The sequence below is a fragment of the Acetobacterium sp. KB-1 genome, from assembly GCF_003260995.1.
GTDB classification, from domain to species: domain Bacteria; phylum Bacillota; class Clostridia; order Eubacteriales; family Eubacteriaceae; genus Acetobacterium; species Acetobacterium carbinolicum.
Window position 1 is genome coordinate 3,590,347 of record NZ_CP030040.1, and the last position, 25,240, is coordinate 3,615,586.

General features: G+C 41.6%; 22 protein-coding genes and 3 pseudogenes. 20 read left to right on the forward strand and 5 right to left on the reverse strand.

Annotated elements, in window-relative coordinates:
* Positions 1 to 177: 177 nt before the first annotated feature.
* Both DOZ58_RS16565 and DOZ58_RS19320 read right to left on the reverse strand, forming a co-directional pair.
* Entirely contained in the window at positions 178 to 825 is a 648-nt protein-coding gene (locus DOZ58_RS16565; protein WP_111889313.1) for a phosphoribosyltransferase, read from the reverse strand.
* 306 nt (positions 826 to 1,131) lie between these two features.
* The gene (locus tag DOZ58_RS19320) at positions 1,132 to 1,488 is read right to left on the reverse strand and encodes an ATP-binding protein (RefSeq protein ID WP_371414214.1); all 357 of its coding nucleotides are present in this window, start codon (positions 1,486 to 1,488) and stop codon (positions 1,132 to 1,134) included.
* A gap of 301 nt (positions 1,489 to 1,789) precedes the next feature.
* Between DOZ58_RS19320 and DOZ58_RS16575 the strand changes: the two genes are divergently transcribed.
* Both DOZ58_RS16575 and DOZ58_RS16580 read left to right on the forward strand, forming a co-directional pair.
* Positions 1,790 to 2,383: a type IV toxin-antitoxin system AbiEi family antitoxin domain-containing protein gene (locus DOZ58_RS16575; RefSeq protein WP_111889314.1), complete on the forward strand. Its 594-nt coding sequence runs from the start codon at positions 1,790 to 1,792 to the stop codon at positions 2,381 to 2,383.
* Positions 2,380 to 3,232 (forward strand): annotated as a pseudogene (locus tag DOZ58_RS16580) (nucleotidyl transferase AbiEii/AbiGii toxin family protein). The gene DOZ58_RS16575 and the pseudogene DOZ58_RS16580 overlap by 4 nt, the downstream one beginning before the upstream one ends.
* A gap of 862 nt (positions 3,233 to 4,094) precedes the next feature.
* Here DOZ58_RS16580 and istB read toward each other — a convergent pair.
* Both istB and istA read right to left on the reverse strand, forming a co-directional pair.
* The gene (gene istB / locus DOZ58_RS16585) at positions 4,095 to 4,883 is read right to left on the reverse strand and encodes an IS21-like element helper ATPase IstB (RefSeq protein ID WP_111887536.1); all 789 of its coding nucleotides are present in this window, start codon (positions 4,881 to 4,883) and stop codon (positions 4,095 to 4,097) included.
* Positions 4,877 to 6,121 carry an IS21 family transposase gene (gene istA, locus DOZ58_RS16590; protein WP_111889315.1) on the reverse strand — a complete coding sequence of 415 codons (1,245 nt, stop codon included), beginning with the start codon at positions 6,119 to 6,121 and terminating at the stop codon, positions 4,877 to 4,879. Before istA ends, istB begins: the two co-directional genes overlap by 7 nt.
* 420 nt (positions 6,122 to 6,541) lie before the next feature.
* Here istA and DOZ58_RS19185 point away from each other — a divergent pair, with 420 nt between their 5' ends.
* From DOZ58_RS19185 to DOZ58_RS16630, 12 genes and pseudogenes are all read left to right on the forward strand, one after another.
* Positions 6,542 to 9,817: a cadherin-like beta sandwich domain-containing protein gene (locus DOZ58_RS19185; RefSeq protein WP_111889316.1), complete on the forward strand. Its 3,276-nt coding sequence runs from the start codon at positions 6,542 to 6,544 to the stop codon at positions 9,815 to 9,817.
* Positions 9,818 to 10,249: 432 nt separating this feature from the next.
* On the forward strand, positions 10,250 to 10,861 hold the full coding sequence (locus DOZ58_RS16600; RefSeq protein ID WP_111889317.1) for a type IV toxin-antitoxin system AbiEi family antitoxin domain-containing protein: 612 nt from the start codon (positions 10,250 to 10,252) through the stop codon (positions 10,859 to 10,861).
* Positions 10,858 to 11,713: pseudogene (locus tag DOZ58_RS16605) on the forward strand (nucleotidyl transferase AbiEii/AbiGii toxin family protein). Before DOZ58_RS16600 ends, DOZ58_RS16605 begins: the two are co-directional and overlap by 4 nt.
* A gap of 806 nt (positions 11,714 to 12,519) precedes the next feature.
* Positions 12,520 to 12,690, forward strand: a complete 171-nt coding sequence (locus DOZ58_RS18745) for a hypothetical protein (protein WP_204355430.1) — start codon at positions 12,520 to 12,522, stop codon at positions 12,688 to 12,690.
* A gap of 37 nt (positions 12,691 to 12,727) precedes the next feature.
* Positions 12,728 to 13,720: a group II intron reverse transcriptase/maturase gene (ltrA, locus tag DOZ58_RS16610; protein ID WP_371414215.1), complete on the forward strand. Its 993-nt coding sequence runs from the start codon at positions 12,728 to 12,730 to the stop codon at positions 13,718 to 13,720.
* A gap of 6 nt (positions 13,721 to 13,726) precedes the next feature.
* Positions 13,727 to 13,933: a group II intron maturase-specific domain-containing protein gene (locus tag DOZ58_RS19325; protein ID WP_322520065.1), complete on the forward strand. Its 207-nt coding sequence runs from the start codon at positions 13,727 to 13,729 to the stop codon at positions 13,931 to 13,933.
* 404 nt (positions 13,934 to 14,337) lie between these two features.
* The gene (locus DOZ58_RS18590; protein ID WP_162624555.1) at positions 14,338 to 14,487 is read left to right on the forward strand and encodes a hypothetical protein; all 150 of its coding nucleotides are present in this window, start codon (positions 14,338 to 14,340) and stop codon (positions 14,485 to 14,487) included.
* A complete protein-coding gene (locus DOZ58_RS16615) occupies positions 14,488 to 18,537 on the forward strand; it encodes a leucine-rich repeat protein (RefSeq protein WP_111889318.1) in 4,050 nt (1,349 codons plus the stop codon).
* Between the two features lie 6 nt (positions 18,538 to 18,543).
* Positions 18,544 to 19,032 carry a hypothetical protein gene (locus DOZ58_RS16620; RefSeq protein WP_111889319.1) on the forward strand — a complete coding sequence of 163 codons (489 nt, stop codon included), beginning with the start codon at positions 18,544 to 18,546 and terminating at the stop codon, positions 19,030 to 19,032.
* A 1-nt stretch (position 19,033) separates the two neighbouring features.
* On the forward strand, positions 19,034 to 19,225 hold the full coding sequence (locus tag DOZ58_RS19330) for a site-specific integrase (RefSeq protein ID WP_371414179.1): 192 nt from the start codon (positions 19,034 to 19,036) through the stop codon (positions 19,223 to 19,225).
* Between the two features lie 18 nt (positions 19,226 to 19,243).
* Positions 19,244 to 20,086: a tyrosine-type recombinase/integrase gene (locus DOZ58_RS16625; protein WP_111889320.1), complete on the forward strand. Its 843-nt coding sequence runs from the start codon at positions 19,244 to 19,246 to the stop codon at positions 20,084 to 20,086.
* 174 nt (positions 20,087 to 20,260) lie between these two features.
* Complete coding sequence (locus DOZ58_RS16630; RefSeq protein ID WP_162624556.1) at positions 20,261 to 20,551, forward strand: hypothetical protein; 291 nt, start codon at positions 20,261 to 20,263, stop codon at positions 20,549 to 20,551.
* A gap of 326 nt (positions 20,552 to 20,877) precedes the next feature.
* On the opposite strand, the gene DOZ58_RS16635 is transcribed toward DOZ58_RS16630, so the two are convergent.
* On the reverse strand, positions 20,878 to 21,789 hold the full coding sequence (locus DOZ58_RS16635; RefSeq protein WP_111889322.1) for an AraC family transcriptional regulator: 912 nt from the start codon (positions 21,787 to 21,789) through the stop codon (positions 20,878 to 20,880).
* 125 nt (positions 21,790 to 21,914) lie between these two features.
* Here DOZ58_RS16635 and DOZ58_RS16640 point away from each other — a divergent pair, with 125 nt between their 5' ends.
* From DOZ58_RS16640 to DOZ58_RS16665, 6 genes and pseudogenes are all read left to right on the forward strand, one after another.
* A complete protein-coding gene (locus tag DOZ58_RS16640) occupies positions 21,915 to 22,187 on the forward strand; it encodes a hypothetical protein (RefSeq protein WP_111889323.1) in 273 nt (90 codons plus the stop codon).
* 188 nt (positions 22,188 to 22,375) lie between these two features.
* Positions 22,376 to 22,549 (forward strand): transposase, encoded by a 174-nt coding sequence (locus tag DOZ58_RS16645; RefSeq protein WP_256372227.1) that lies wholly within the window; start codon positions 22,376 to 22,378, stop codon positions 22,547 to 22,549.
* 227 nt (positions 22,550 to 22,776) lie between these two features.
* Positions 22,777 to 23,445 carry a Fic family protein gene (locus DOZ58_RS16650; protein WP_242988530.1) on the forward strand — a complete coding sequence of 223 codons (669 nt, stop codon included), beginning with the start codon at positions 22,777 to 22,779 and terminating at the stop codon, positions 23,443 to 23,445.
* Between the two features lie 515 nt (positions 23,446 to 23,960).
* Positions 23,961 to 24,554: pseudogene (locus DOZ58_RS16655) on the forward strand (type IV toxin-antitoxin system AbiEi family antitoxin domain-containing protein); the annotation flags it as partial.
* A complete protein-coding gene (locus tag DOZ58_RS16660) occupies positions 24,467 to 24,988 on the forward strand; it encodes a nucleotidyl transferase AbiEii/AbiGii toxin family protein (RefSeq protein WP_111889324.1) in 522 nt (173 codons plus the stop codon). The pseudogene DOZ58_RS16655 and the gene DOZ58_RS16660, both read left to right, overlap by 88 nt.
* A 53-nt stretch (positions 24,989 to 25,041) precedes the next feature.
* The gene (locus tag DOZ58_RS16665; protein WP_111889325.1) at positions 25,042 to 25,230 is read left to right on the forward strand and encodes a hypothetical protein; all 189 of its coding nucleotides are present in this window, start codon (positions 25,042 to 25,044) and stop codon (positions 25,228 to 25,230) included.
* Positions 25,231 to 25,240 lie beyond the last annotated feature (10 nt).

The window sequence follows — 25,240 nt, forward strand, 5'->3', positions numbered from 1 at the left end:
AAGTCCCAAGGCCATGGATTCTGAGCACCTTTGCCACATAATTATTCCGGGGACTGTTTCTGCTGCTGCCGCTTCCATGAGCAAACAGCACTACGCCTGTTGCGCTTTCTGGAATTTTCAATGAGCCGATTAACTTTATCTGTCCGTCAGGGATATGTACGATCTTATCGATGCTTTTCATGCTGATTCGTCCTTGTTTTCAAAGGCGTTAAGGATCGAAATGACTTCACTGTCTTCTACCTGTGTAAAATCTTCATAATATGCGCCAACCGCTCCCCGATAATTTGCGTCTATATCAAGCGATACTAACTCATCCACCATAGAATTCAACTTTTGGGCGGTATCATATGGCGTTACCGGAATCGCAATAACCAGTCGTTTGGGGTTGCGTTTTTTTATCTCATCAATGGCTGCTATCATTGTAAGTCCTGTGGCAATGCCATCGTCTGCTATGATTACTATTTTTCCTTCAACCGAATACAGTGCTCTTCCCCCTAGAAATATTTCTCTGCGCCTTTTAATCTCGTTACGCACTTTTTTTATTTCCCCGGCTAGCCATTCCGGATCGATATTCTTAACTTCAGCTGAATTGCAAATAGGATCGCCATCCTCAGTTATCGCACAAATAGCGTACTCACTGTTCAGGGGATGGCCTATTTTTTTTGTTGAAAGAATATCCAGTGGAGCATCTAGCATCTTTGCGATTTCAACCCCCAGAATCACACCGCCTCTGGGTAATGCCAATACGATAACATCCTCGCGCTTATATTTTTCCAGAGCATTCGCCAGTTTGATTCCCGCATCTTTTCTGTTTTTAAACAACATGTTTGTCCTCCTTAAATTTCTATTAATTATCCAATACCATCTCTGAATAGATCTCTTGGGATCACCTAAACATCTGCTTTATTCTTCACTTCTACCCCATCAAAATATATTCAATCAATTTATTCCGAATTATTCATAAACCTTGATATTTTATGAAAATGCGTCATACAAAGACTATTTTCAGGTTGATGCACCCTAAAAATGCGAAACCTTGCAAGTAAATCAGACTTTTGAGCGACGCACTCTATCGATCAAATATCGGCTGAAAGGGTAGACGAATCCACGGGATTAAAAAAAAATAAAACACTAAATAAAAATATTAATCCTCCAGCTATGCTGGGGAGAGTAGGGTAAACGGAAGTGTGACGTATGTTGTAAAACTGGATAGGCTACAATTAATTGGACAATAAAATTGTGAGCAGATATGAAGGGGTTATAATAAAAAAATCGGTCGAAAAATCCTCGTTTAATTGATGGGTTTTCGTCAAACTTGCCGGTATCATAAAAACCATCTTTTTTATTTTCTCGGATACGATAGCTGTCGCCTTTGATATTGATAGTTGTGGAATAGTGTAATAGACGATCCAGTATGGCCGTGGCGACAACGTTATTCTCGAATACTTCACCCCAACTGCCATAAGATTTGTTGGAAGTGAGAATAATAGAGCTTTTTTATATCGATTATCCTAAACTTGAAATTTATTTTTTTGTTGAAAAATATTTGAAAAGAAAGATATCTAAACTGAATTTGAAGGTCAGGTGATTAGAATTTATAATCGTGAAAAAAACAATATGTGATATCATTCGATATGATAAAAATAGATAAAGAAGTGTTCAATAAGGATTGTTACAGAAAAAAATTACTATTTGTCATGGAGGAGGTATTCATGAACTTAAAATAGCGCAATGCATTTACTTTCATACTAATAATTGTTACAATATTAGTACGAAAGGAAGTGAGCTTATGAAACGATACGAACAGCTGGACAAATTGATTGTCGATCATGACGGAATTGTTCAAACTTCGCAGGTTGTTGCCGAAGGAATTTCTAAACCTGTTTTTTATGATTATGTCAAAGCGAAAAAACTTGAACAGGTGGCTCATGGCGTTTATGCTTCAGCGGATGCATGGACCGATTCGCTTTACCTAATTCATATTCGAAGTAAGCAAGCTATCTTTTCCCATGAAACCGCTTTATTTCTACATGATTTGACGGTACGGGAGCTAGCACCGTATTCGATTACGGTCAAGACTGGTTATAATCCCACCCGCCTAAAAGAGGATGGAATCCAGGTTTATACGGTTAAACCGGAGCTTCATCCGGTGGGCTGCACATCCGCACAGACGCCTTTTGGGCATACGGTTCCGGTTTATGATATGGAGAGAACCATCTGTGATCTGATCCGCAGTCGAAAAGGGATTGAAATCCAAATCTTTCAAGATGCAATAAAGCAATATGTCGGGCGTAAAGATAAAAATCTGCGAACACTGATGCAATATGCATCCCTGTTTCGTGTTGAAAAAATCTTGAGACAATATCTGGAGGTACTGTTATGATTAAGACATCAAAACAATTGAAGGATTTGATCCGGAATCTTTCAAAAAAGAAAGCGGCAGATGCTCAGATGCTGCTGCGTCATTATATGATGGAACGTTTTCTGGAGCGAATTTCTCTTTCTGAATATAAAGATCAATTTATTTTGAAGGGAGGGATTCTGGTGACAGCAATGATCGGATTGAATGCACGATCGACGATGGATTTGGATGCTACGGTAAAAGGCATCAAAGTGAATGCTGAAGATGTCGAGCAGATTATTGCTTCGATTGCCTCGGTGCCTTTAGATGATGGTATATCTTTCCGTATCAAGAGCATTGGTGAGATAATGGATGAAGCCGAGTATCCGGGAATCCGGGTTAATATGGAGACGAGATTTGATGGCGTGATCACACCGATTAAGGTTGATATTTCCACAGGTGATATCATTACTCCCAAAGAAGTGCGTTATCAATTAAAGCTGATGCTGGAAGAACGTAAAATTGATTGGGGCTTACAACCTCGAGACGATTCTGGCCGAAAAGTTGGAAACCATTATTTCCCGCAATACTGCCAATACCCGCATGAGAGATTTTTATGACATCCACAGCCTGCTTCAACTGTATGGTGAAAACATGAATCCTGCAGTTTTCAATCAGGCACTGATGGCAACTGCGAACAAGCGTGGTACAGAGCATTATTTAACCGATATGCTGTTAATCGTTGATGAAGTGGAAAATAGCAGTGTCATGGAAAACCTTTGGCTGGCTTATCAAAAGAAATTTTCTTATGCATCGGAAATTACCTGGAAGACAATCATGGAATCCGTCCGTAATTGCATGGGGTTGATCAGAATGGAGGGCAGACATTAGTTATTTTATGGTACGTTCGTTTTTTGGTTAATAAATGAAAGTGGTAATTCATGTACAAGTATAAACATTCGAAAAAAAGAGTAAAACGTGTCGTAAACATGTCGCATATCATATATAAATGTCCGCAATAAGACATTTACCTACTGTTTCGTAATCAGTAGGTCGGGGGTTCGATTCCCCCCGCTAGCTCCAGTAAGAATATAATATTTTATTAAAAGAATGGCTTTAATTAGCGGTTCTTTTTTTATTTTTTGAATTATGTTTCCACCGAAAGTGTGACCTACTGTGAAAAATCAAAAAACTCTGGCTATTTCTGGTTATTTTACCCCTATTATTTGTCGTACTTGTAGCCTACTTTTTGTCGTACTTTTCACAATGTCAAAAACATTTCAAAAATTCCCCTGAGGAGGATCTTAGCACCGTTTCTTACAACAACACTTTGGTTAAACTTACATTTGCGAATGTCGTCAAGATCATCATTTTATGCTGACCGAAAGCGTGGCCATGCGTTTAAGAGAAACCGAATTGAATACTTACTTTGTAAATTGAATAATATTTTTATTTATAGGGTAGTACAAGTGCGCGCGTTTCATTTTCTAGAAGATATTTATAGATGTTTTAGAAAATTAAATAATTCGAACCTTTTTTGGATGTTCTGCGTAATTTTGTCAATACCGTTTTAAAACTTCCCAAAATAAACGGTAAAAATTACCCATTAGCATCGTTCGATTCGTTTTCATATAGGCTGACATCATTTTAAAACTTCCCAAAATAAACGGTAAAAATTACCCATTAGCATCGTTCGATTCGTTTTCATATAGGCTGACATCATTTTAAAACTTCCCAAAATAAACGGTAAAAATTACCCATTAGCATCGTTCGATTCGTTTTCATATAGGCTGACATCATAAAAGCCAGCCTTTTTCTTTTCCCTAATCCGATAGCTGTCACCTTTGATATTGATCGTTGTGGAATGATGCAGCAGTCGATCCAGGATCGCCGTTGCAACGACATTATTTCCGAACACATCACCCCAACTACCGTAGGACTTGTTGGAAGTCAGAATGATTGAGCCTTTTTCATAGCGATTGGAAACAATCTGAAAAAAGTAATGAGCCACTTCATCATCCATGGCCGCATAGCCAACTTCATCAATAATCAGGATATTGGGTTTATTCAGTGTTTTAAGTTTGCGATGAATGCGCCCGGAAACAATATTTTCCTGAATCATTGAAATCAGTTCATGTGCACTGAGAAAATAAGCAGTATAGCCACTTTTGATCGCACAAACCGCCAGACCTACGGCCAGATGAGTTTTGCCAACGCCGGGCGGGCCCAAAAACACGACATTTTCGGAACGTTCCACAAAGGCGAGCGTTTTCAGTTCATTTACCTTACGCTGATTGGCACTGGGCTGGAAATCAAAGTCAAATGAATCGATGGCCTTGATATAGGGAAATTTTGCAAGTTTCAAGTTCGTCGTAGTTGTCCGTTCTCTTTTTGCATCAATTTCTGCCCAAAGCAGCTTGTCCAGAAACTCCAAATAGGATATACTATCCTTGGAAGCTTCTTCAGCATGGTGGTCATAAACGGCGGCCATATGCGTGAGATTCAGACGATCAAAAGCTTCCTTCAGGTGATGGGTTACCATATGGTCACCTCACTGACTAAAGAATCATAGACTGCGAGCGGTCTTTGATGCACTTTGGGCGATTGATCTGGAATCATAAGCGGTGCTTTGCGGGCTTTGGCTTTATGGTTTTGACTGTTCAATCCTTCAAAGTGCTTTTTCATTTTTTGAACCTGATGTTTTTGAGCCGGTTTCCGGTAACCTTCAATCAAAGCACCAGTTTCATCATAGATTTCAATCGTTCCATTTCTCAGATCCCGCACACCGACACGGTGACCAACAAAGCGGAAGGGAACGGAAAAATAATTGGACTGATAACTGATCATACAATCATTCATGACCTTCCTGCTGACCAGATCCACAGAAAGAAACGGTTCGGTATTAACGGGTTTCAGCTGTTCTTCCTTCAGTCTATCACGGGGAATTTTGTGAATTGTCTGATGAAGCCTGACGTTACATTTCGTATCCAGCCAGAGTCGAGCCTGTTCATTGAGGTCAGTTAGATCGGAAAAGCTTTTGACTCTGGGCCAGAAGTTGCCGCGTACATATCGGACCCCGCGTTCCACCTTGCCCTTGGAACGGGGCAGATAAGGCCGATGCCGAACCGGAATAAAATGGTGATGCTCGGCAAATCGCAAAAACCGCTGATTCCATTTATCGTTGCCGGTTTTGTGACTGTGGGCAACRACMGTTTTCATRTTGTCATACAGAATRCTYTCWGTTACACCRCCMAAATAGGCAAATGCCCGTTCATGGCARCCGATTAATGTGTCAAATTTYGAAYTCTCSGTRAACTCAAGATAATAATTTCTGGAATGSCCYAAAACCATGATGRAKGCATACAATTTTTTGAGCTTTCCATCGGGCATCGTGACAACGAATTCTCCCCAGTCAACCTGRGCCTGTTTGCCAGGGGGCGTTTCATAGCGGATTGATGCTTTGGCTAACACTTTTTCGCGATATGGTTTCATGAATTCCCGAAGAATCGTCATTTTCCCCTGGTACCCGTCGGCTGCAATTTCATCAAAAATCACAGCGGCATTGACACAGCCTTCATTCATTCGTTCCAGGATATAATCTTTAAACGGATCAAGCTTTCCTTGCCGAAACTGACGTTTCCGATATGCTGGCGGTTCGTTGTGCTTAAGCCAGTTGCTGACCGTTTTTCGATCAACACCCATTTCTCTGGAAATCTGCATGATTGACATTCCCTTGTTCTTTAAACATTTGATCATGTAATACTCCTCAATTGTAATCATTCGGTTGTCCTCCTTATCTTTAAGAAGAAACATACCGTGTTTTTGGGGAATTTTCAACCGTTTATTATGGGTATTTTAACACCGATTTTGACAATTTATCAGTTTGATTTTTACAGAACAAACATATAATAGCTCCTTCAATACCATCTGCGGTAGTATTCAGTAAGATAGAAGAAATGAATAATTATAATTAATTGTAGCTTTTTTTTTAATGAATCATGTATACTATAATTAAAGTGTAGTTTACTAACGGAAGTATTACAATGAATTCAAATACCAAGAATAAACAATTCGTGTCTGTTTGCTTGGTGATAAAGTCTTTTATTCATACATAAATGGATGGTTGGTAATTAACTGGAGCAATAACGTTGAGCTGTATGCTAACGAAATATAAAAAACAAGAGGGAGAAAAAGGATAATATGGAAAAGTTATTTAAAAGAAGAATACCCCAATGTTTGTTTATTGTCATCGGCATGTTAATGATTGTTGGAGTGTTACCGCAAACGGCCCAGGCAACAACGAATACCGTATCTGACGGCCAATCATTTGATATCAGTACCTGTGCAGCAGGCGATACAGTTAATGTAGACGCGGGTGCAACGGCAACGCTGATCGGCAGTCAAAATGTTCAAATTTCTTGTGGCGAGGGTGTCACATTGACGCTTGATTCGGTAACAAGTGACGTCAGTGCCTGTGCCCTCAGCTTTTCAGGCATCGGTAACATCCTGATTATAAATGGAACAAATACTCTTAAAAGCGGTTCTAATAAGCCTGGTATCCAAGTGGAAACAGGCACAGAGCTAGAAATAAAAGGAGATGGCATTCTTAATGTAATTGGCGGAAAATACGCTGCCGGTATCGGCGGCGGTTATCAAGTAACTGGCGGTACTATTTCAATATTGGAGGGGTCAGTCACTGCAACCGGTGGATATGCCGGTTCCGGTATTGGTGGCGGTGATTACGGAGCTGGCGGTACGTTTACCATATCGGGAGGGTCAGTCACTGCAACCGGTGGATATGCTGGTTCCGGTATCGGTGGCGGTTATAATGCGGCTGGTGGGACGATTACCATAACCGACGGGTCGGTCACTGCAACCGGCGGAGATGAAGGTGGTGCCGGAATCGGCAGCGGCGATTGGGAAGACGACGGCAAGCATGGAGATGGCGGAACGATTACCATATCGGGGGGGACGGTCACTGCAACTGGTGGATCTAAAGGTGCCGGTATCGGCGGTGGAAATGGTGCAGCTGGCGGTACGATTACCATATCAAATGGTAAGGTTACTGCTACCGGCGGAGATTCTGGTTCAGGTATCGGCGGCGGTAATGGTGGAGCTGGTGGTGAAATTACCATCGACGACGGAGAGGTTACTGCAATCGGTAAAAAGTATGGTGCCGGGATCGGTGGCGGTAAAAGTGGAGCTGGTGGTGAAATTACCATCAACGACGGGACGGTCAAAGCTACCGGTGGAAGTACACCAAGTCTATGGAACGGCGGTGGCGGTGCCGGTATCGGCGGCGGAGCTGGTGCAGTTGGTGGTACGATTACCATATCAAATGGTAATGTTACTGCAACCGGCGGGGAAAGTGCTGCCGGTATCGGCGGCGGATCTGGTAAAGTTGGCGGTACGATTACCATATCAAATGGTAAGGTTACTGCAACCGGCGGTGAATATGGTGCCGGTATCGGCGGCGGATCTGAAGCACAAGGAGGAAAGATTACCATCAACAGTGGCACGGTCACTGCAAGGGGTGGAGATCTAGGTGCCGGTATCGGCGGTGGCGGTTTTGCTGGACATGGCGGTACGATTACCATCACCGATGGCACGGTCACTGCTACCGGTGGAAATGGTTCCGGTGCCTACGGCGGTGGTGCCGGTATCGGTGGCGGTTCAGAGGGAGATAGCGGGACAATCTTAATAAAAGGCGGTAAGGTATTTTCCGTAGGTAGCGAAGATATTGGCCATGGTACGGGTGGACATGATAATTCATTTTCTTTAAGTGGTGATGCCCTGGTATTTTTAGCACATGATAGCTGTACAACTCCCGATACAGAAACCCATACGCATTTTCCAAAATCAGGGCCGCTCTATGGCTTTAGCCTGCCCGGTTGGTCTGATGCTGGCATATATGCACTGGCTTATACTTTGACTTATTATGACAATGTTGGGTCGGACTCTAAAATCGAAAATGTTCCTCAGGTTGGAACGGCAACACTCGAAGATTCAAGTGTTTTTGAAAATCCTGGTTACACTTTTAAAGAGTGGAATACAGAAGCAGATGACAGCGGCACATCTTATGCACCAGGCGACAATATTACAATCTCCGATGATTTAACCCTGTACGCCATCTGGACGCTTGAAACGGCAGCAATGGTCGACAGCATCAGCCCAGCTAACAGTGATGCACCACTTGACGGCAATGTGGTCATTACTTTTAACAACGATAATATGGATACCACCGTAACCGGCACGGTTACGATTAACGGCACACCCCTCAGTGGAGGAGTTTGGTCAAACGGTAGTCGGACCTATACTATTCCCTATTCCAGCTTAGCCTATTATCAAAGCTATACCATAGACATTTCCGGATTTAAAAACACTGATTATATAACTATGGAAGCTGCCACTGCCTCCTTTACCACAGAAGCACCGGCTGATCTTTTAAGTCTTACCGTTAATTCGGGCAGTCTAAGCCCTGCCTTTGATACGAATACAGCCGCCTACAGAGTGGACGCCACCGACATTGACATCATCGGCATTACTGCCCAGACCCTTGACCCTGGAGCCAGCCTGACCATTAACGGCGTGGAAGCAACTTCAGGTAGCGAAACAAGTGTAAGCCTCATTAACGGCGCTAATATGATTCCGGTTGTTATAACTGCCCAGGACGGTAAGTCGAAAGCCTATATTATTTCAGTTTCTAACTCTGTTAACGAAATAATCAATGATGCCGATTTGACCAGCCTGTCACTTAACGCTGGCTCATTAAGTCCGGGCTTTGACCCAGGAACCACCACTTACTACGCCAGTGTGGACAGTGATGTGGATACGATCGAGCTGACCGCATCAGCCTTCGACGAAAATGCCGTCATGCTTTTAAACGGCGCTATTTTAAACCAGGGAGGTTCACAGACAATTCCACTTTCTCTCGGGGATAATGAAGTTAAGCTTATGGTCGTTGCCCAGGACGCCAGTACAAAAAACTATAGCCTGACCATCTATCGTGATGACAATGAGGAAATTAGCTGCAGTTATCAGACCCATGTTGAGAATATCGGCTGGCAGGGTTTTGTATCCGAGGGTGAGATCAGCGGAACTGAAGGACAGGGTCTGAGGCTTGAAGGGATAAAAATAGAACTTGAAGACCAGGTAAATCTTGGCGTTGAATATTCAACCTATGTGGAAAATATTGGCTGGCAGGATTTTGCAGCCGATGGCGCGATGAGCGGAACCCAAGGACAAGCACTGCGACTGGAAGCGATCAAAATTAATCTGACCGGCGAAGATGCCGGCCAATATGACATTTACTATCAGGTCCATGCTCAAAATTTCGGCTGGCTGGATTGGGCCAAAAATGGAGAAGCAGCCGGAACAGCTGGGTTTGGCTATCGGCTGGAAGGGATCAAAATTATGGTTGTCCCTAAAGGTGAATCAGCACTAGGCGACACACATGAATCATTTGTAGAGAGTTAATAAGTCTATAAAAAATTTATTTTTGTTTTGTAATCAGCCATCAGATATTTTAGAAACTGGGAAATAAGTTTTTATTTTTTAAAATTATTAGCATTAAGTCTATTTTTGGTAGTCATTACTTAACTTTATTTTGATTGATGCATCATTATCAGCTTTCATAGGATAAAGAGAAGGAGTCGTGATTAGATCAAAAAAATATAGAATCGTCAATATAAAAATTTACCACTTAGAAAATAGTTTTATAAACAAAGACCTTATGTCTAAAATGATTTATATCAATTGTCACCTTGAACCGTTACGGGTCACCTCCACCAAGCAAAGTGACAAAATTTCAAGGTTTTAATCAAATTCTCTTACGTTTTTCCGATTACGGTTAATGAATAGAACATTCAGCATATTTACTTTCGTACTAATAATGTTTATAATATTAGTATGAAAGGAAGTGGAATCGTGGACCGATACGAACAGCTGGATAAATTGATAGCCGATCATGACGGCATTGTTCAAACTTCGCAGGTTGTTGCCGAAGGAATTTCCAAACCTGTATTTTATGATTATATTAAAGAGAAAAAACTGGAACAGGTGGCCCATGGCGTCTATGCTTCAGCGGATGCCTGGATCGATACGCTGTATCTGATACATCTTCGCAGTAAACAAGCTGTCTTTTCGCATGAAACCGCTTTGTTTCTTCATGATTTGACGGACCGGGAACCAGCTCCCTATTCGATAACAGTTAAGACTGGCTATAATCCCAACCGGCTGAAAGCCGATGGAGTCCAGGTTTATACGGTTAAGCCCGAGCTTCATGGAGTAGGCTGCACAACTGCTCAGACGTCCTTTGGACATACGGTTCCGGTTTATGATATGGAAAGAACCATCTGTGATCTGATCCGCAGTCGCAAAGGGGTTGAAATCCAGACCTTTCAAGACGCAATAAAGCAATATGTCCGATGCAAAGATAAGAATTTGCGAACATTAATGCAGTATGCATCCCTGTTTCGGGTTGAAAAAATTTTGCGACAATATCTGGAGGTACTATTATGATCAAGACATCAAAACAACTGAAGGATTTGATCCGTAATCTATCAAAAAAAAAAAGCAGCGGATGCCCAGATGCTGATGCGACATTATATGATGGAACGATTTCTGGAGCGAATTTCTCTTTCTGAATATAAAGATCGATTCATTTTGAAGGGGGGAATTCTAGTAACGGCGATGATCGGGTTAAACGCACGATCGACCATGGATTTGGATGCCACGGTAAAAGGAATCAATGTGAAGGCTGATGACGTTGAGCAGATAGTTACTTCGATTGCCTCGGTTCCTTTGGACGATGGTGTATCTTTTTATATCAAGAGCATTGGTGAGATAATGGATGAAGCCGAGTATCCGGGGATCAGGGTTAGTATCGAGACAAAGTTTGATGGCGTGATCACACCATTTAAGGTGGATATTTCCACAGGTGATATTATTACCCCTAAAGAAATTCGGTATCAACTCAAGCTGATGTTGGAAGAACGTGCAATTGATATCTGGGCTTACAATCTGGAGTCGATTCTGGTCGAAAAGTTGGAAACCATTATTTCCCGCAATACCACCAATACCCGCATGAGAGATTTTTATGACATCCACAGCCTGCTTCAATTATATGGTGAAAACATGAATCCTACAGTTTTCAATCAGGCGCTGATGGCAACTGCGAACAAGCGTGGTACAGAGCATTATTTAACCGATATGCTATTGATCGTTGATGAAGTGGAAAATAGCAGTGTCATGGAAAATCTTTGCCTGGCTTATCAAAAGAAATTTTCTTATGCATCGGAAATTACCTGGAAGACAATCATGGAATCCGTCCGCAACTGCATGGGGTTGATCAGAATAGAGGTCAGACATTAGTTATTTAATGGTGCATTCGTTTTCTAAAGTTTAATAAATGAAAGTGGTAATTCATGTACAAGTATAAACATTCGAAAAAAAGAGTAAAACGTGTCGTAAACATGTCGCATATCACACATAAATGTCTATTTTAAGCCATTTACCTACTGTTTCGTAATCAGTAGGTCGGGGGTTTGATTTCCCCCGCTAGCTCCAGTAAGAAATAATATTTAGTTAAAAGAATGGCTTTAATTAGCGATTCTTTTTTATTTTTTTGATTTTACTCTTCACCTAAAAGTATGACCGATTGATAAAAATCTAAAAACTCTGTAAGCGCATAAATACAAGGTGCCACAAAAAATAAAAAAGAACCGGAGCTAACTGGATATTACGGGGTGGCGGGGTTCTTCCGCAAAAACCCGTCTATTAGTAAGCGATTCAGTGTGTCATGAAGGATTCAGGAAAGTGGAAAGGAGGGAAAGTAGAAAATCTGAATTCTTGCTTTATAAGAGATGAGAGCAGGCCTCTCGAAATCAACATTCAGGTGTGGGTTTCAAACCACCTTTGGGTGCTATAACCAAAAGTTATGGTGCTGAGCGCAAACGGAAAAGGCTGAATAATCAGTCAGGTGTGTGCCATGTAGCTGAACGAAAGTGAAGAGACCGAAGAAGCATCGTTAATACTAAAATGCAGTCAAAACCAACCGTTTTGAGACATAGTTGGGATTAATCTAACGGAAACCTGATTACTGGTCAGATGGCTGCCGGTGTATAGCTTCAGGAGCATGGCATAGGCTCTTATAAGGAACAGAATAATCCTGAATGATAATGCTAAGCGAAAAATCCAAGCAGCAAAATGACAAGGATGAAAGTAGCGATGAATCATTCAGGTGCGGAAGAATTCGTAGTAGTGATGAAATTCCTGTAATGGGAAGGGAGCGAAGGGATTCTGTTATCTATACTTCAAAAATAGAACAACCGGAAATGGGAGGATTTTAGGCAAGAAGGAAAGTCGTTTCAAATTTCAAAATATCAAATATTACAGGCCTACAAATGTGTAAAAGCAAATAAAGGGGCAGGTGGGATTGATGGAATCAATTTCGAAAAATATGAAAAAGATCTGAAGAACAATCTTTATAAATTGTGGAACAGAATGTCTTCTGGCAGCTATTTTCAAAAGCCAGTAAAAGGTGCGGAAATACCAAAGAGAAATGGGGAAATGCGGCTATTGGGAATTCCGACGAATGAAGACCGCATTGCACAAATGGTTGTACGGTTGACGTTTGAACCCATCGTAGAACCCATATTCTATGATAACTCGTTTGGTTATCGACCAAACCGTTCTTCAATCAATGCAGTTGCCATAACACGTGAACGCTGTTGGAAAATGCCATGGCTGATTGAGTTTGATATTGTAGGACTTTTTGATAATATTGATCACACAAAGATGATGAAAGCAGTAAAATGGCATACCGATGAAAAGTGGGTCATTCTTTATATTGAGAGATTTCTTAAGGCACCAATAGTGATGAACGATGGAGAATTAAGAGAAAGGTCATTGGGTACATCGCAAGGTGGTGTTATTAGCCCGGTTCTTGCAAATCTGTTTATGCACTATGCATTCGACACATGGATTAGTAGAAAATATCCTCAAAATCCATGGGTGTGTTATGCTGATGATGGTGTCATACACTGTCAAAGCGAACAGGAAGCATTCAATTTGTTGGAATACCTAAAGAAAAGAATGTTAGAGTGCGGTTTGGAAATCCATCCGTATAAAACGAAAATAGTTTACGGCCGAAGTGATCGTTATAATAAACGATATGAAAATGAATCGTTTGATTTTCTGGGTTATACGTTTAGAAGAAGATCTGTCAAAAGCAAAAATGGAAATTTCTTCAATGCCTTTTCTCCAGCGGTAAGTAAAAGTTCTGCGCAGAACTTCAGAGATAAAATCCGAAAAATAAGAAAATCATGCAAAACAAGTTCACTGGAATCACTGGCTGAAAAGTTAAATTCGATTATTTGAGGATGGATGAATTATTTCACAAAATTCTGTTCCAGAGAAGCACGAAAAGAAATTGATTATGTAAATAAGACACTCGTACAGTGGTTAAAGAGAAAATATAAAACAGTCAAGAAAAGCAAAAGAAAAGCCTGGCGAATGTTAGTGCATTTAGCCAATTCAAAAACTAAACTCTTTTATCATTGGGAGGAGGGTATCAAACCAACGATTGGATAACAAGAGCCGTATGACGCGAGAGTGTCACGTACGGTTCTGTGAGAGACTTGGGGTGAAATCCCCCTTGCCTACTCGACAAAGAGGGCGTAGTGTAAAACAGGTCGAATTATTGTAGACTAACCTGAAAGAACGAACGTTCAGGAGGTTAAGGATACAATGGACGAAACAAAATAATGCTATGGTGTCATTTCAGAAAATCACTAACAATAAAAGTCGGTAATAACGGTCATTAAATGCGGATCAAAAATATTGTCAGTAAAATTGACATATTAAATATTCATATGTTAATCTATAAACATAGGTATCTTTGCGTTCAGGATATGGAATTTGAGAAGTTAAAATAGGTTGTTTGAATTCGATGATTTCATACAAATGCCAAAATTTAAGTGATTGGAGAAATTCTCATGAACAACAAACGATTCTATTGGTGCGTCTTTTTTGCAGTATTTATTTTATCGATGCCGGTAACTGTTTTGGCGGTTGAAAACCCGGTGGCTGTTACCTACCGGGGGCACGTTCAGGATGTTGGTGATGTCCCGGTTGATGGCAGCTGAGTGGAGGGTCCGGAAATCATCGGAACCGTCGGTCAGTCCAAACGGATTGAGGGCTTTGAAATCAAACTGACCGGGGAAATACCGTCCGGTCTAGAGCTTCGCTATAATGTTCACGTCCAGAACAAGGGTTGGCTTTATGATGTAAACGATACCACGTCCTGGCCGAAAGATGGGGAATACGCCGGCACTCGGGGGGAAAGCCTCCGGATTGAAGCCATTAAAATCATCCTGGCCGATGCTGACGGTCAATCGGTTTCCGGTTACAGCGTTTTATACCGGGGCCATGTTCAGAATATCGGGGATCTGCCGGAAGATGCAAGCCAGTGGATTAAGGATGGTGAGCAACTCGGTACTGTCGGAAGTTCCCTGCGGCTGGAAGCCCTGATGGTGAAAGTTGAGAAAAACGTAATCGAACCGGTGGTTTATGACACAGCTGGCACTTATGGGCAGGAAACAGAAACCCAGAGTATCGAGGGCGATGTGAAAATTTGCGCTGATGGGGTGATCCTCCAGAATCTCTTAATTCAGGGGGATTTGACCATTAGCGAAGCTGTTGGGGATGGTGATGTTACCCTGAATAACGTAACGGTAGAAGGTGACACCGTGGTTCGCGGCTGTGGTATCAATAGCATTCATATCAATGGGGGCAGTTACAAAAAAATTACCGTGGAGACAACCCCCACTGGACAGGTGCGGATTGTCGCCCTTGATCTGAACGGCCTGGAAGTGGTGATCTCCGAAGATGCTGAAGGACAGGTGGTGCTTCTGGAAGGTCAATTTGACAGTGTGACAGCGAATGCCCCCAATATGAAATTGACCACCCAGGGGAAGGACACGTCCATCGGCAATCTGACGGTGGGAAGTGACGCAGCGGGATGCACAGTGACCCTGAATAGCGGAACAACAGTGGATGACCTGGTACTGGATGGAACGGCTGCGGTGAAAGGCGAGGGGAAAGTACATCGAGCAGAAGTCAATGCCGATGGGGTTATCTTTGAAAAAGCCCCGGATTCCCATACCGTGGACCCGGAAGTGGTTATCCCACCGGTGATTCCGTCAACGGATGGCGGTGGTGGCGTCGTCGTTCCGGTTGCGGTCACGGGGGTGAGTTTGAACAAAACCGTTGCCACTGTCAATAAAGATGGTGCAGAAACCCTGACGGAGACAGTCGCACCGGCTAATGCTGCTAATAAGGCAGTCAGCTGGAGCTCAGATAATGAGAGCATTGCTACCGTGGATACGGATGGCAAGGTGACTGGTGTTGCTGAGGGCATGGCGATCATTACGGTTACCACCGCTGATGGTAATAAAACCGCAACCTGTACTGTCACAGTAAAAGACCTGAATCCGGCAATAACCGGCGTGACCCGGCCTGTTTATGAGGCAATAGCGGAGGCTGCCATTGATGAAACCGCTCAATATTCGGGAACCATTCAGTGGCGCGTAAAAGATGGGGACTCGCTGGCAGCTGGAGGTGCCTTTGCAGCATCAACGACCTATGTAGCTACCATCACCCTGACTTTGAAAGCCCCCTATACCACAGCGGATATCTCGGCGGATTTCTTTACAGTGACAGAGGCAACAGTCAGCAATGCGGCTAATTCGCTGGAAGTAATCGCGGAGTTCCCGGCAACCGGTGACGCTCCTCTGGTTTCAGTCACCGGGGTGAGTCTCAACAAAACTAATCTCACACTTAATAAAGCTGGAGAAGAAACACTGACAGCGACGGTCGCACCGGCTAATGCAACGAATCCGGCAGTCAACTGGAGCTCAAATAATGAGAGTGTTGCCACGGTGGATACCGCTGGCAAGGTGACCGGTGTTGCCGAAGGCACGGCGATCATTACTGTTATGACTGCTGATGGTGGAAAAACGGCGACATGTAACGTCACGGTTAAAGATCTGAAAGCGGATATTGCGGGCGTGAACCAGCCTTATTATGGGGCAACAGCAGATTCCATCATTGATGAGACGGCCCAATATACCGGAACGATTGCATGGCGTGTAAAAGATGGATCGGCTGTTACAGCAGGTACCTCCTTTGCGGCCTCAACGACCTATGTGGCCACCATCACCTTGACCTTGAAAGACCCCTATACCACAGCAGACATTACAGCGAATTTCTTTACGGTGGCAGGGGCAACAAGCGTCAGTAATGCCGCCAATTCACCAGTTATTACCGCGGAGTTCCCATCAACCGGAGTATTTCAAATTAATGGTGCAGGCATGATCACTGCCTACGCTGGAGCTGGTGGCGATGTGACTATTCCGGAGACAGTGGGGGGAATTGAAGTAACTGGTATTGGCGTCAATGTATTCAGGTCAAAAACCGCCCTGACAAAGATTAGCATTCCGGCTAGTGTCACGTCGATTGGTGACAGTGCGTTTAGAGCATGCAGTGAATTGACTACGGTAACCTTTGCCGAAAATGCGGCGCTGACAACCATTGATGGCGGGGCCTTTTATGAATGTGCGAAATTGGGATCTATCACGATTCCCGCAAATGTACTGACGGTTGGAAATAGTGCCTTCAGGGCGTGTCCGGCATTGGCCACGGTGACTTTCGCCGGGTCTGCAGTTCAAACCATTGGTATTCAGGCCTTCGATGGCAGTAAATTATTGACAGCGATTGCCATTCCGGAAGCGGTCACGTCAATTGGCGAAAAGGCATTTTATGATTGTGAGCAGTTGGCCACAGTAACCTTTGCCGCAAATTCGTCACTGCAAACGATTGGCAATCAGGGCTTTGCCGAATGCAGTGCGTTGCCCGGGATGGCTGTCCCTGCTAGTGTCACGACGATTGGCAATAATGCCTTTCAAAATTGTACAAGTTTGACTACGGTGACTTTTGCTGCGAATTCAGTGCTGGCAACCATTAGTCCAGCGACCTTTATTGGCTGTAGTGCGCTGACAGGGATTACCATTCCCGAAACGGTTACAACCATTGGTAAAAATGCCTTTCAAAACTGTACAAACCTAGCGACGGTGACCTTTGCTGGTACATCGAGGCTCTCAGCGATTGAAATCGAGACTTTTGACGATTGTACATCATTGACAGGGATTACCATCCCTGCCAGTGTGACAGCGATTAAGGATAATGCTTTTTATAATTGCACAGGGCTGACTACGGTAAGCTTTGCCGGAACGCCAACACTTACAACCATTGGAAGAGAGTCTTTTTATAACTGTATAGCGCTGACTGGGATTGAAATCCCTCAAAGCGTGTCTTCGTTTGGGGGTTGGTCCTTCCAAAACTGTACAAATCTGACCACCGTAAGCTTCGCCGGGACGCCAACAATAACAACTTTTGGTAATGGTGCGTTCCGAGATTGTTCGAAATTGGCCACCATCACAATTCCTGAAACCGTCGCAACAATTGGCTTGTATGCGTTCGAGGGGTGTACAGCAGTGGGAACCATCACGATTCCAGAAAAAGTCACGAAAATTGATGACTATGCTTTCCAAAACTGTGCCGGATTGACCACGGTAAGCTTCACCGGGACCTCAACGCTAAACCTCATTGGTCTAAATGCTTTTGAAAATTGTACATCGCTGAGTGCCATGACAATTCCTGAAACGGTTACGACAATTAAATCGCATGCCTTTGACGGATGTACCGTTTTAGAGACGGTGACCTTTGCCGGGACTTCACAGATTACAACCATTGCTGAATACACGTTTAATGACTGCCAAGCGCTGACATCAATTACGATTCCAGCAGCAGTAACATCAACGGGGAATTACGCCTTCCAAAATTGCATCAATTTAACTAACGTGAGCTTTGCCGAGACTGCGACGTTTGCAACTATCGGTGCTGCAACTTTTAAAAACTGTCAAGCGCTCAAAACCATCACCCTGCCAGAATCAGTGACCTTGATTAATGATAACGCCTTTAACCTTTGTACCGGATTGACTATCACATTTAAAGGCAATGCCCCAGCAGTAGGAACTACGCCCATCCCAGCCGATACCGTCATTTACTATTACGACGGTAAGACCGGATTTGATACGGCCTATTGGACAAGTTTTAATCCAATCAGAATTACCTGAGATGATATGTCAATAAAAACGCCCCATGAAGGATGTGAAGCATGGGTATTAGACGGTGGCAAACAGCGAAAGGCTACTCTCTACTCAAATAAGGAGCGCCATATCATCGTGTCCTCGGATTTATTGGAACTTTATCGTCGATATGATAAGCTGGCCGGTACTCGAGAATGGTTCTTTCAGCGAACCGATAGCATCCCTTATGATACCGGGTGGATGACAAAGCACTTCCATCTTTGCTGGGACAAAAGTGGTCTCGTAAAACACGTAAATCCCAGACCGTATGACCTTCGTCACGCTTTTGCCAGTCACAACATCATGCGTTGGGTTGATGAAGGGCGGGATGTCATGTCAATGCTGCCGTATCTCAGCACCTATATGGGGCATTCCAAATTCAGAGACACCCTTTATTATGTGCACATCCTGCCGGAAAGGCTCCGCAAATCTGCCGGAATAGATTGGAGCCAGTTCGATACCATTTTCAGGTACGATGAATAAAATGCGTAAAGTTAAGGATCCTGAATTGTTCTGTTTAATCAAGAAATTCCTTGGCAGTTACCTGCTCTCTATCCGGCAGAGAAGCGATAACACGGCTGACTCATACCGGTATGCATTAAACCTGTACCTTGCATATGTCCAGGAAAAGCATAATAAAGCTCTTTCAGAAGTCCTGTGTTGTGACTTTTCATAAGAAAATATCCACGGATTCATGGAATGGCTGAAAAACGAAAGAAATAACGAATGCACCACTATCAACCAGTGGTTGCCGCATTTACGTACCTTTTGCGAATATCTCCATAAGAATGGAAAAATCGCCTATTCCGACCTTAGTGATATTGCTCTGATTTCGCGAATTAAGGATCAGCGTAAGCAGGAACTGATCTGCCTTAGTATTGAGCAGACAAAGCTTGTCATCAAACAGCCTGACATTATGAAGAAAACCGGCAGGAGGGACAGGTTCTTTATCGCATTGCTTTATGACAGCGGATGCCGAGACCAGGAACTCCTGAATCTCAAGGTGAAAGACTTTGCCATCACAAAGAATAATGATGCTGAAATCCGCATTCTGGGAAAGGGTAAGAAATATCGCGTAACTCCTATCAGTAGCGAGGTAGCAAGGCTGTTTAGGGAATACTGTAAGGATTATCATCCTGATACGGAGGAGTCCCAGGACAGGCTACTTTTCTATACCGTTCGTAATGAACTCACGGCGGAAATGTATGCTGACAATGTCCAACGGTTCATGAAAGTGTATGAAAAATCAGCCCAGTGTGTAGAGCGGACATTGCCACATCTACATCCGCATCTTTTCCGACATAGTCGAGCGTTGCATCTGTACATAGCAGGCGTTCCTTTACCTCTCGTGGCTGAATGGCTTGGTCATTCAAATCAGGAAACGACACTGATTTATTATGCACAGGCCTCTCTGGAGATGAAGAGAAAAGCGGCGTCAAAACTGGCAGATGATGATAAATCTGTTTTCAGGGAAGATATCACTTTCAAATATGCCGATGACGAGAAAATTCTGAAAAAGCTCAGCGGCCTGAAATAAGTTATGCCGACAAATGGATAAGGGGTACTTCCGCATGCTTATGATATGGTATCCCTCATATCCATCCTTAAAAATATCGGCATAATTGAAACATCGGCATAAGGGCGATTGAGGTTTTTTTCAAAGTATGCAAATCCTATCTGAAACTGACAAAATCCTTTAGAGGGCTGTCTTTTGATGCCCAGACAGCCCTATGTTGCCATTGTCTTTACCCGCTACACAATGCTATCACTGGAAAATCGGTTTAACCTTGATGTGCGCAGCATCGGGGAATTGTTCTACTGGACATGTGATGAACTGGCTGATATCACTTATCAGGAGTCTTATCTTCTATTGATTGAGCTGATGTTGAGTATTTGTCAGGATATTCTTCAACTTAGTGAAGAAAAAATGTCTATTCTGCTCGATCAGTTTCTTCAAAATTTACCGGCAATGATAAAAAGTAGTCTCAAACCCTGTGCCTGAATGGATCTTTTTCAGGAAAAGTCCTTTGCATCAACGTTTGAGCGTGTTTTTAATGTGCGAAGTTTGAGTTAGTAATTGAAAAAAAGAGTAAAGCGTGTCGTAAACATGTCGCATATCATATAGAAATGTCTGGAATAAGCCATTTACCTACTGTTTCGTAATCAGTAGGTCGGCGGTTCGATTCCCCCCGCTAGCTCCAGTAAAAAATAATATTTTATTGAAGAATGGCTTTAAATAGCTGTTCTTTTTTATTTATTGATTTTTATATATCAATTTCAAAGGCAGACTGGAGGTAATGTATTCGAAATATTTGGTATTTTTGTAAATCATCTAACCTTTTTTTGTCGTTTCCGATGATCAGATGGTGTAAAATGCATAAATCTTTTAAAAATCTTTGAGAAATAACTTGGGCTGTCAAAGCCAACACGAGTGCATATTTCAGTGATAGGTATATCAGTATCCTCTAGCAAACGTGCTGCCAATGAAATTCGATATTTAAGAAGATATTGTATTGGTGTTATTCCAATGTTTTTTTGAAAGCAACGCAAACATTCCCTCTCGCTGATACCCACAACTTCAGCAATTTGCTGAAGATCCAGTGGTTTCTCATAGTGATGATGCAAAAAATCCAGCATTACCTTAATACGTACTATGTTATGATTTACATTCTGGCTTTGTTGCTTTAAAACTGACACCATGTTTTTAACAATTAAGTACCACATATGTGATAACTTTTCACGAACAATCAGTTCATAGCCAAATTCCTCTTCTTTATAATACTCATAAGCTTCTTGAATACAGTGTACAGCTTGACGTTGCCATTCAATTTCACAATAGAATGGAACACAAGGCAATGTATCGCATACTAATAGCGGACGTACATAACGCTGCAAAAAAACACTTTCTGCTGCACCTGATATTAAGCTTGGATGGAAAACAAATGTATTTAATATACAACCTTCATCACCTGAAATTTGCATTGAATGTAATACATTAGAATTGATAAAAACACCGTCACCTTTCTTTAAGGTAAAATTCATTCCGTTTAGACTCATATTCATAGCACCACTACTTACTACAACAACTTCAACTTCCTCATGCCAATGCCATGGAATATCTCCAGTTACATAATCGCTTATATCACAAAAATAGCATGCACAAGGGAACATTAGTGTACCTCGTATCTTTAATTCATGTTGTTCTCTAGCAATAATCGACTTACAAATTTCTATAGACATTTTAATTCACTCCTTAGTAAATAGGCGGCTTTATTATATTATAAGTCTTTAATATTATTGTTTCAAGCTAAAAGTGGCGATATAATTATGGCATAAAAAGAATTTTGCAAAGTGAGGTGGCTTATATGATAAAGGATGTAACTGATCTTACCTTTTTTAACATTCAGGATTCTCAATGTTTTTTTGATTTGATAAATAGTTGTGTTGAACCTGTTACGTTACGTCTTCAAACCGGTCAAACTAAGGATTTGAGATTCAATTCTCTATTACAAAACTTTTTAACGTGGATGGATATATATGGTGATATTTCTGAGGTGAAATTGCAATGCACTAACGCTCAAGATGTGGAATATCTAATTCAGTTTATGATAGAAAATCGTGAAGCAAAAACTGATTAATATAAATGAAAGTCATTTACCGCAAAAGAAGAATTAGCTAAAGACCGTAAAAAATCTATAATGTTGGCAAGACTATTTGAGTATTCCGACGATTTAGGGTTCTTCCGCAAAAACTCGTCTATTAAACTATTTATAAAACCTGAAGTGATATAATAAAAGCACCAAATAAATTGAAAGGGTGGTAAAAGCTGGAAAAAGATCTCGAAGCAATTGAAAATGTTGTTATCAGTGATTTATCTAATGGATTTGTTGAAGGGGTCAACAACAAACTTAAAATGATAAAACGAACCATGTATGGTCGGTGTGGTCAAAAATTATTGACGGCAAAATTGATATATGATCCACATTCGAAACCCGGATAACGGGTCTTTGCGGAAGAACCTTCTCCAGTCGGAATATACACCGTAATCATGATTGTGTGATTTCGGCAATCCAGGGTAGTGTAAATTATTTTGTGTTTTCGTGATTTTTAGATTAATGAAAAATACAAAAATGAAAAATTCTATTACAAACTATAAATGCTAATCTAAAAGTGAACTACTTTTAAAACAAACGCTCACTTGAAAATGAGCCACTTTGATATTGCAAAATGAATGATTTATCAAAAGAATCTGGTGTTTTTAGAAGTGGTGTTGTTGGTATATTTGCAGGCGATCATCTGGTTCATATGGCTCCACTGGCTAATCAGGTTCCACATTTGATGAAAGATCTGTTTATCTGGGCAAAAGAAGCAGAAGTACATCCATTAATTAAAAGTTGTGTTTTCCATTACGAGTTTGAATTTATTCATCCGTTTGCCGATGGAAATGGACGGATGGGGAGAATGTGGCAAACATTGCTACTTTATAAGTGGAAACCACTATTCGGTTGGCTGCCAATTGAAACACTCATTAGGGAACGTCAGGATGAATATTACAAAGTGCTTGGAGAATGTGATCATCGGGCAGATTCAGGACAGTTTGTTGAATTCTTATTAGAAGCAATTTATAATGCGCTGAATGATGTTTCTAACACCGGACAAGTGACCGATCAAGTAACCGAACAAGTTGAAAGATTACTAAATGTGATCGGCGACAACGCTTATTCTACAAAAGAATTAATGGAATTATTAAGTCTAAAGCATCGACAAACCTTTAGAGATAATTATTTATTACCTGCACTGGAAAAAGGATTGGTTAAAATGACAATTCCAGATAAACCAAATAGTAGCAAACAAAAATATAAGAAAACAATCAGACCGAGTGAGATGGATTTCTAGTGGAAATCATGGGCTCAATTATGTTGATTTTTGATTTTAGGTATCAAATTATTATTTAATTCAGAACTGTTCAATTTTATTTTCAATGATATTATCATACTCACATATCGGGGGGGCGGACATAAAGTTGGACACTACATGAACCCGTAAAGGTGTTAAAGTGTATGTATTCAAAATATCAAAAGACTTGATGTCTAAAGTGATTTATATCAATTGTCACCACAAACCGATACAGGTCGCTATCTCCAGTAAAATGATTAGAGTTTTGAAAAAGGAATGCCTCTAAAAAACCATTATTTTTGTATTTAAATTATTTGCGTCCATTAAATTAGTCACCTTGACATTGGAATGGTAACCCAAGTAAAATAAGGCTCTGAATCGTCGGAATACTCAGGTAGGGGTAGGGTACGCCAAGGGCACAAAAGTATCGAGCCATTTTCTTCTTTCCGATTACGGTTTATGAATAGAGCATTCAGCATGTATACTTTCGTACTAATAATGCTTATAATATTAGTATGAAAGGAAGTGGAATCGTGAAACAATATGAACGGCTGGATAAATTGATGGCCGATCATGACGGCATTGTTCAAACTTCGCAGGTTGTTGCCGAAGGAATTTCCAAACCTGTATTTTATGATTATATTAAAGAGAAAAAACTGGAACAGGTGGCCCATGGCGTCTATGCTTCAGCGGATGCCTGGATCGATACGCTGTATCTGATACATCTTCGCAGTAAACAAGCTGTCTTTTCGCATGAAACCGCTTTGTTTCTTCATGATTTGACGGACCGGGAACCAGCTCCCTATTCGATAACAGTTAAGACTGGCTATAATCCCAACCGGCTGAAAGCCGATGGAGTCCAGGTTTATACGGTTAAGCCCGAGCTTCATGGAGTAGGCTGCACAACTGCTCAGACGTCCTTTGGACATACGGTTCCGGTTTATGATATGGAAAGAACCATCTGTGATCTGATCCGCAGCCGCAAAGGGATTGAAATCCAAACCTTGGTATCAGGATCAAAATGGTGGGCGTTATCGCCAATACTAAAACACCATTCGATATTGACATTGGCGATGTCATTATACCAGATGCGGAAAGTAGAAAAATTGGCGTACAGATCAGTGGGTTTGAATCACCAAATATTTTCACTTATTCTCTTGAATCAACAGTTTCAGAGAAATGGGATGCAATCATAAGTCGGATGGAAACTACCAGTAGAATGAAAGATTATTATGATATCTATTACCTGGCAGACCATTACGATTTTGATGGAAAAATACTGAAGGATGCGCTTTTGAATACATTGAGCAATCGAAAAACTATTTTTGATGAAACCACGATTGTAAAAGTATCAGATATGTATAATGACGATGATATGCAAAAAAGATGGAAGTCATTTTCCAGGAATTCATTGGAAATTGATCTGGAATTTAAAATTGTAGTTGATATGGTTGTTCAATTTATCGGAAAGCCGATGAATGCAATCATTAAGGAAGAAGATTTTTCTGAAGATTGGTATTCAAAAGATAGAACTTACAAATGAGAATAAGACGGTGAATTCTTATCGCCCGAAATGATTGATGCGAGGTGAGATAAGTGAAATATGTTGAACTATTGGAAAAATACGAGGAATTATTGAGTGAAAACAAAAAGTTAAAAGCAACAATAGCGGATCTTAAATCAACGATCGCTGAGGAATCCACAGTTAACGGTATTGTTAAAGAAGCAGAAAATTTAACAAACGCTGAAGATACAATTGGTCTAACAAAAAAGAGTTCAACGTAGGAAAAACTTG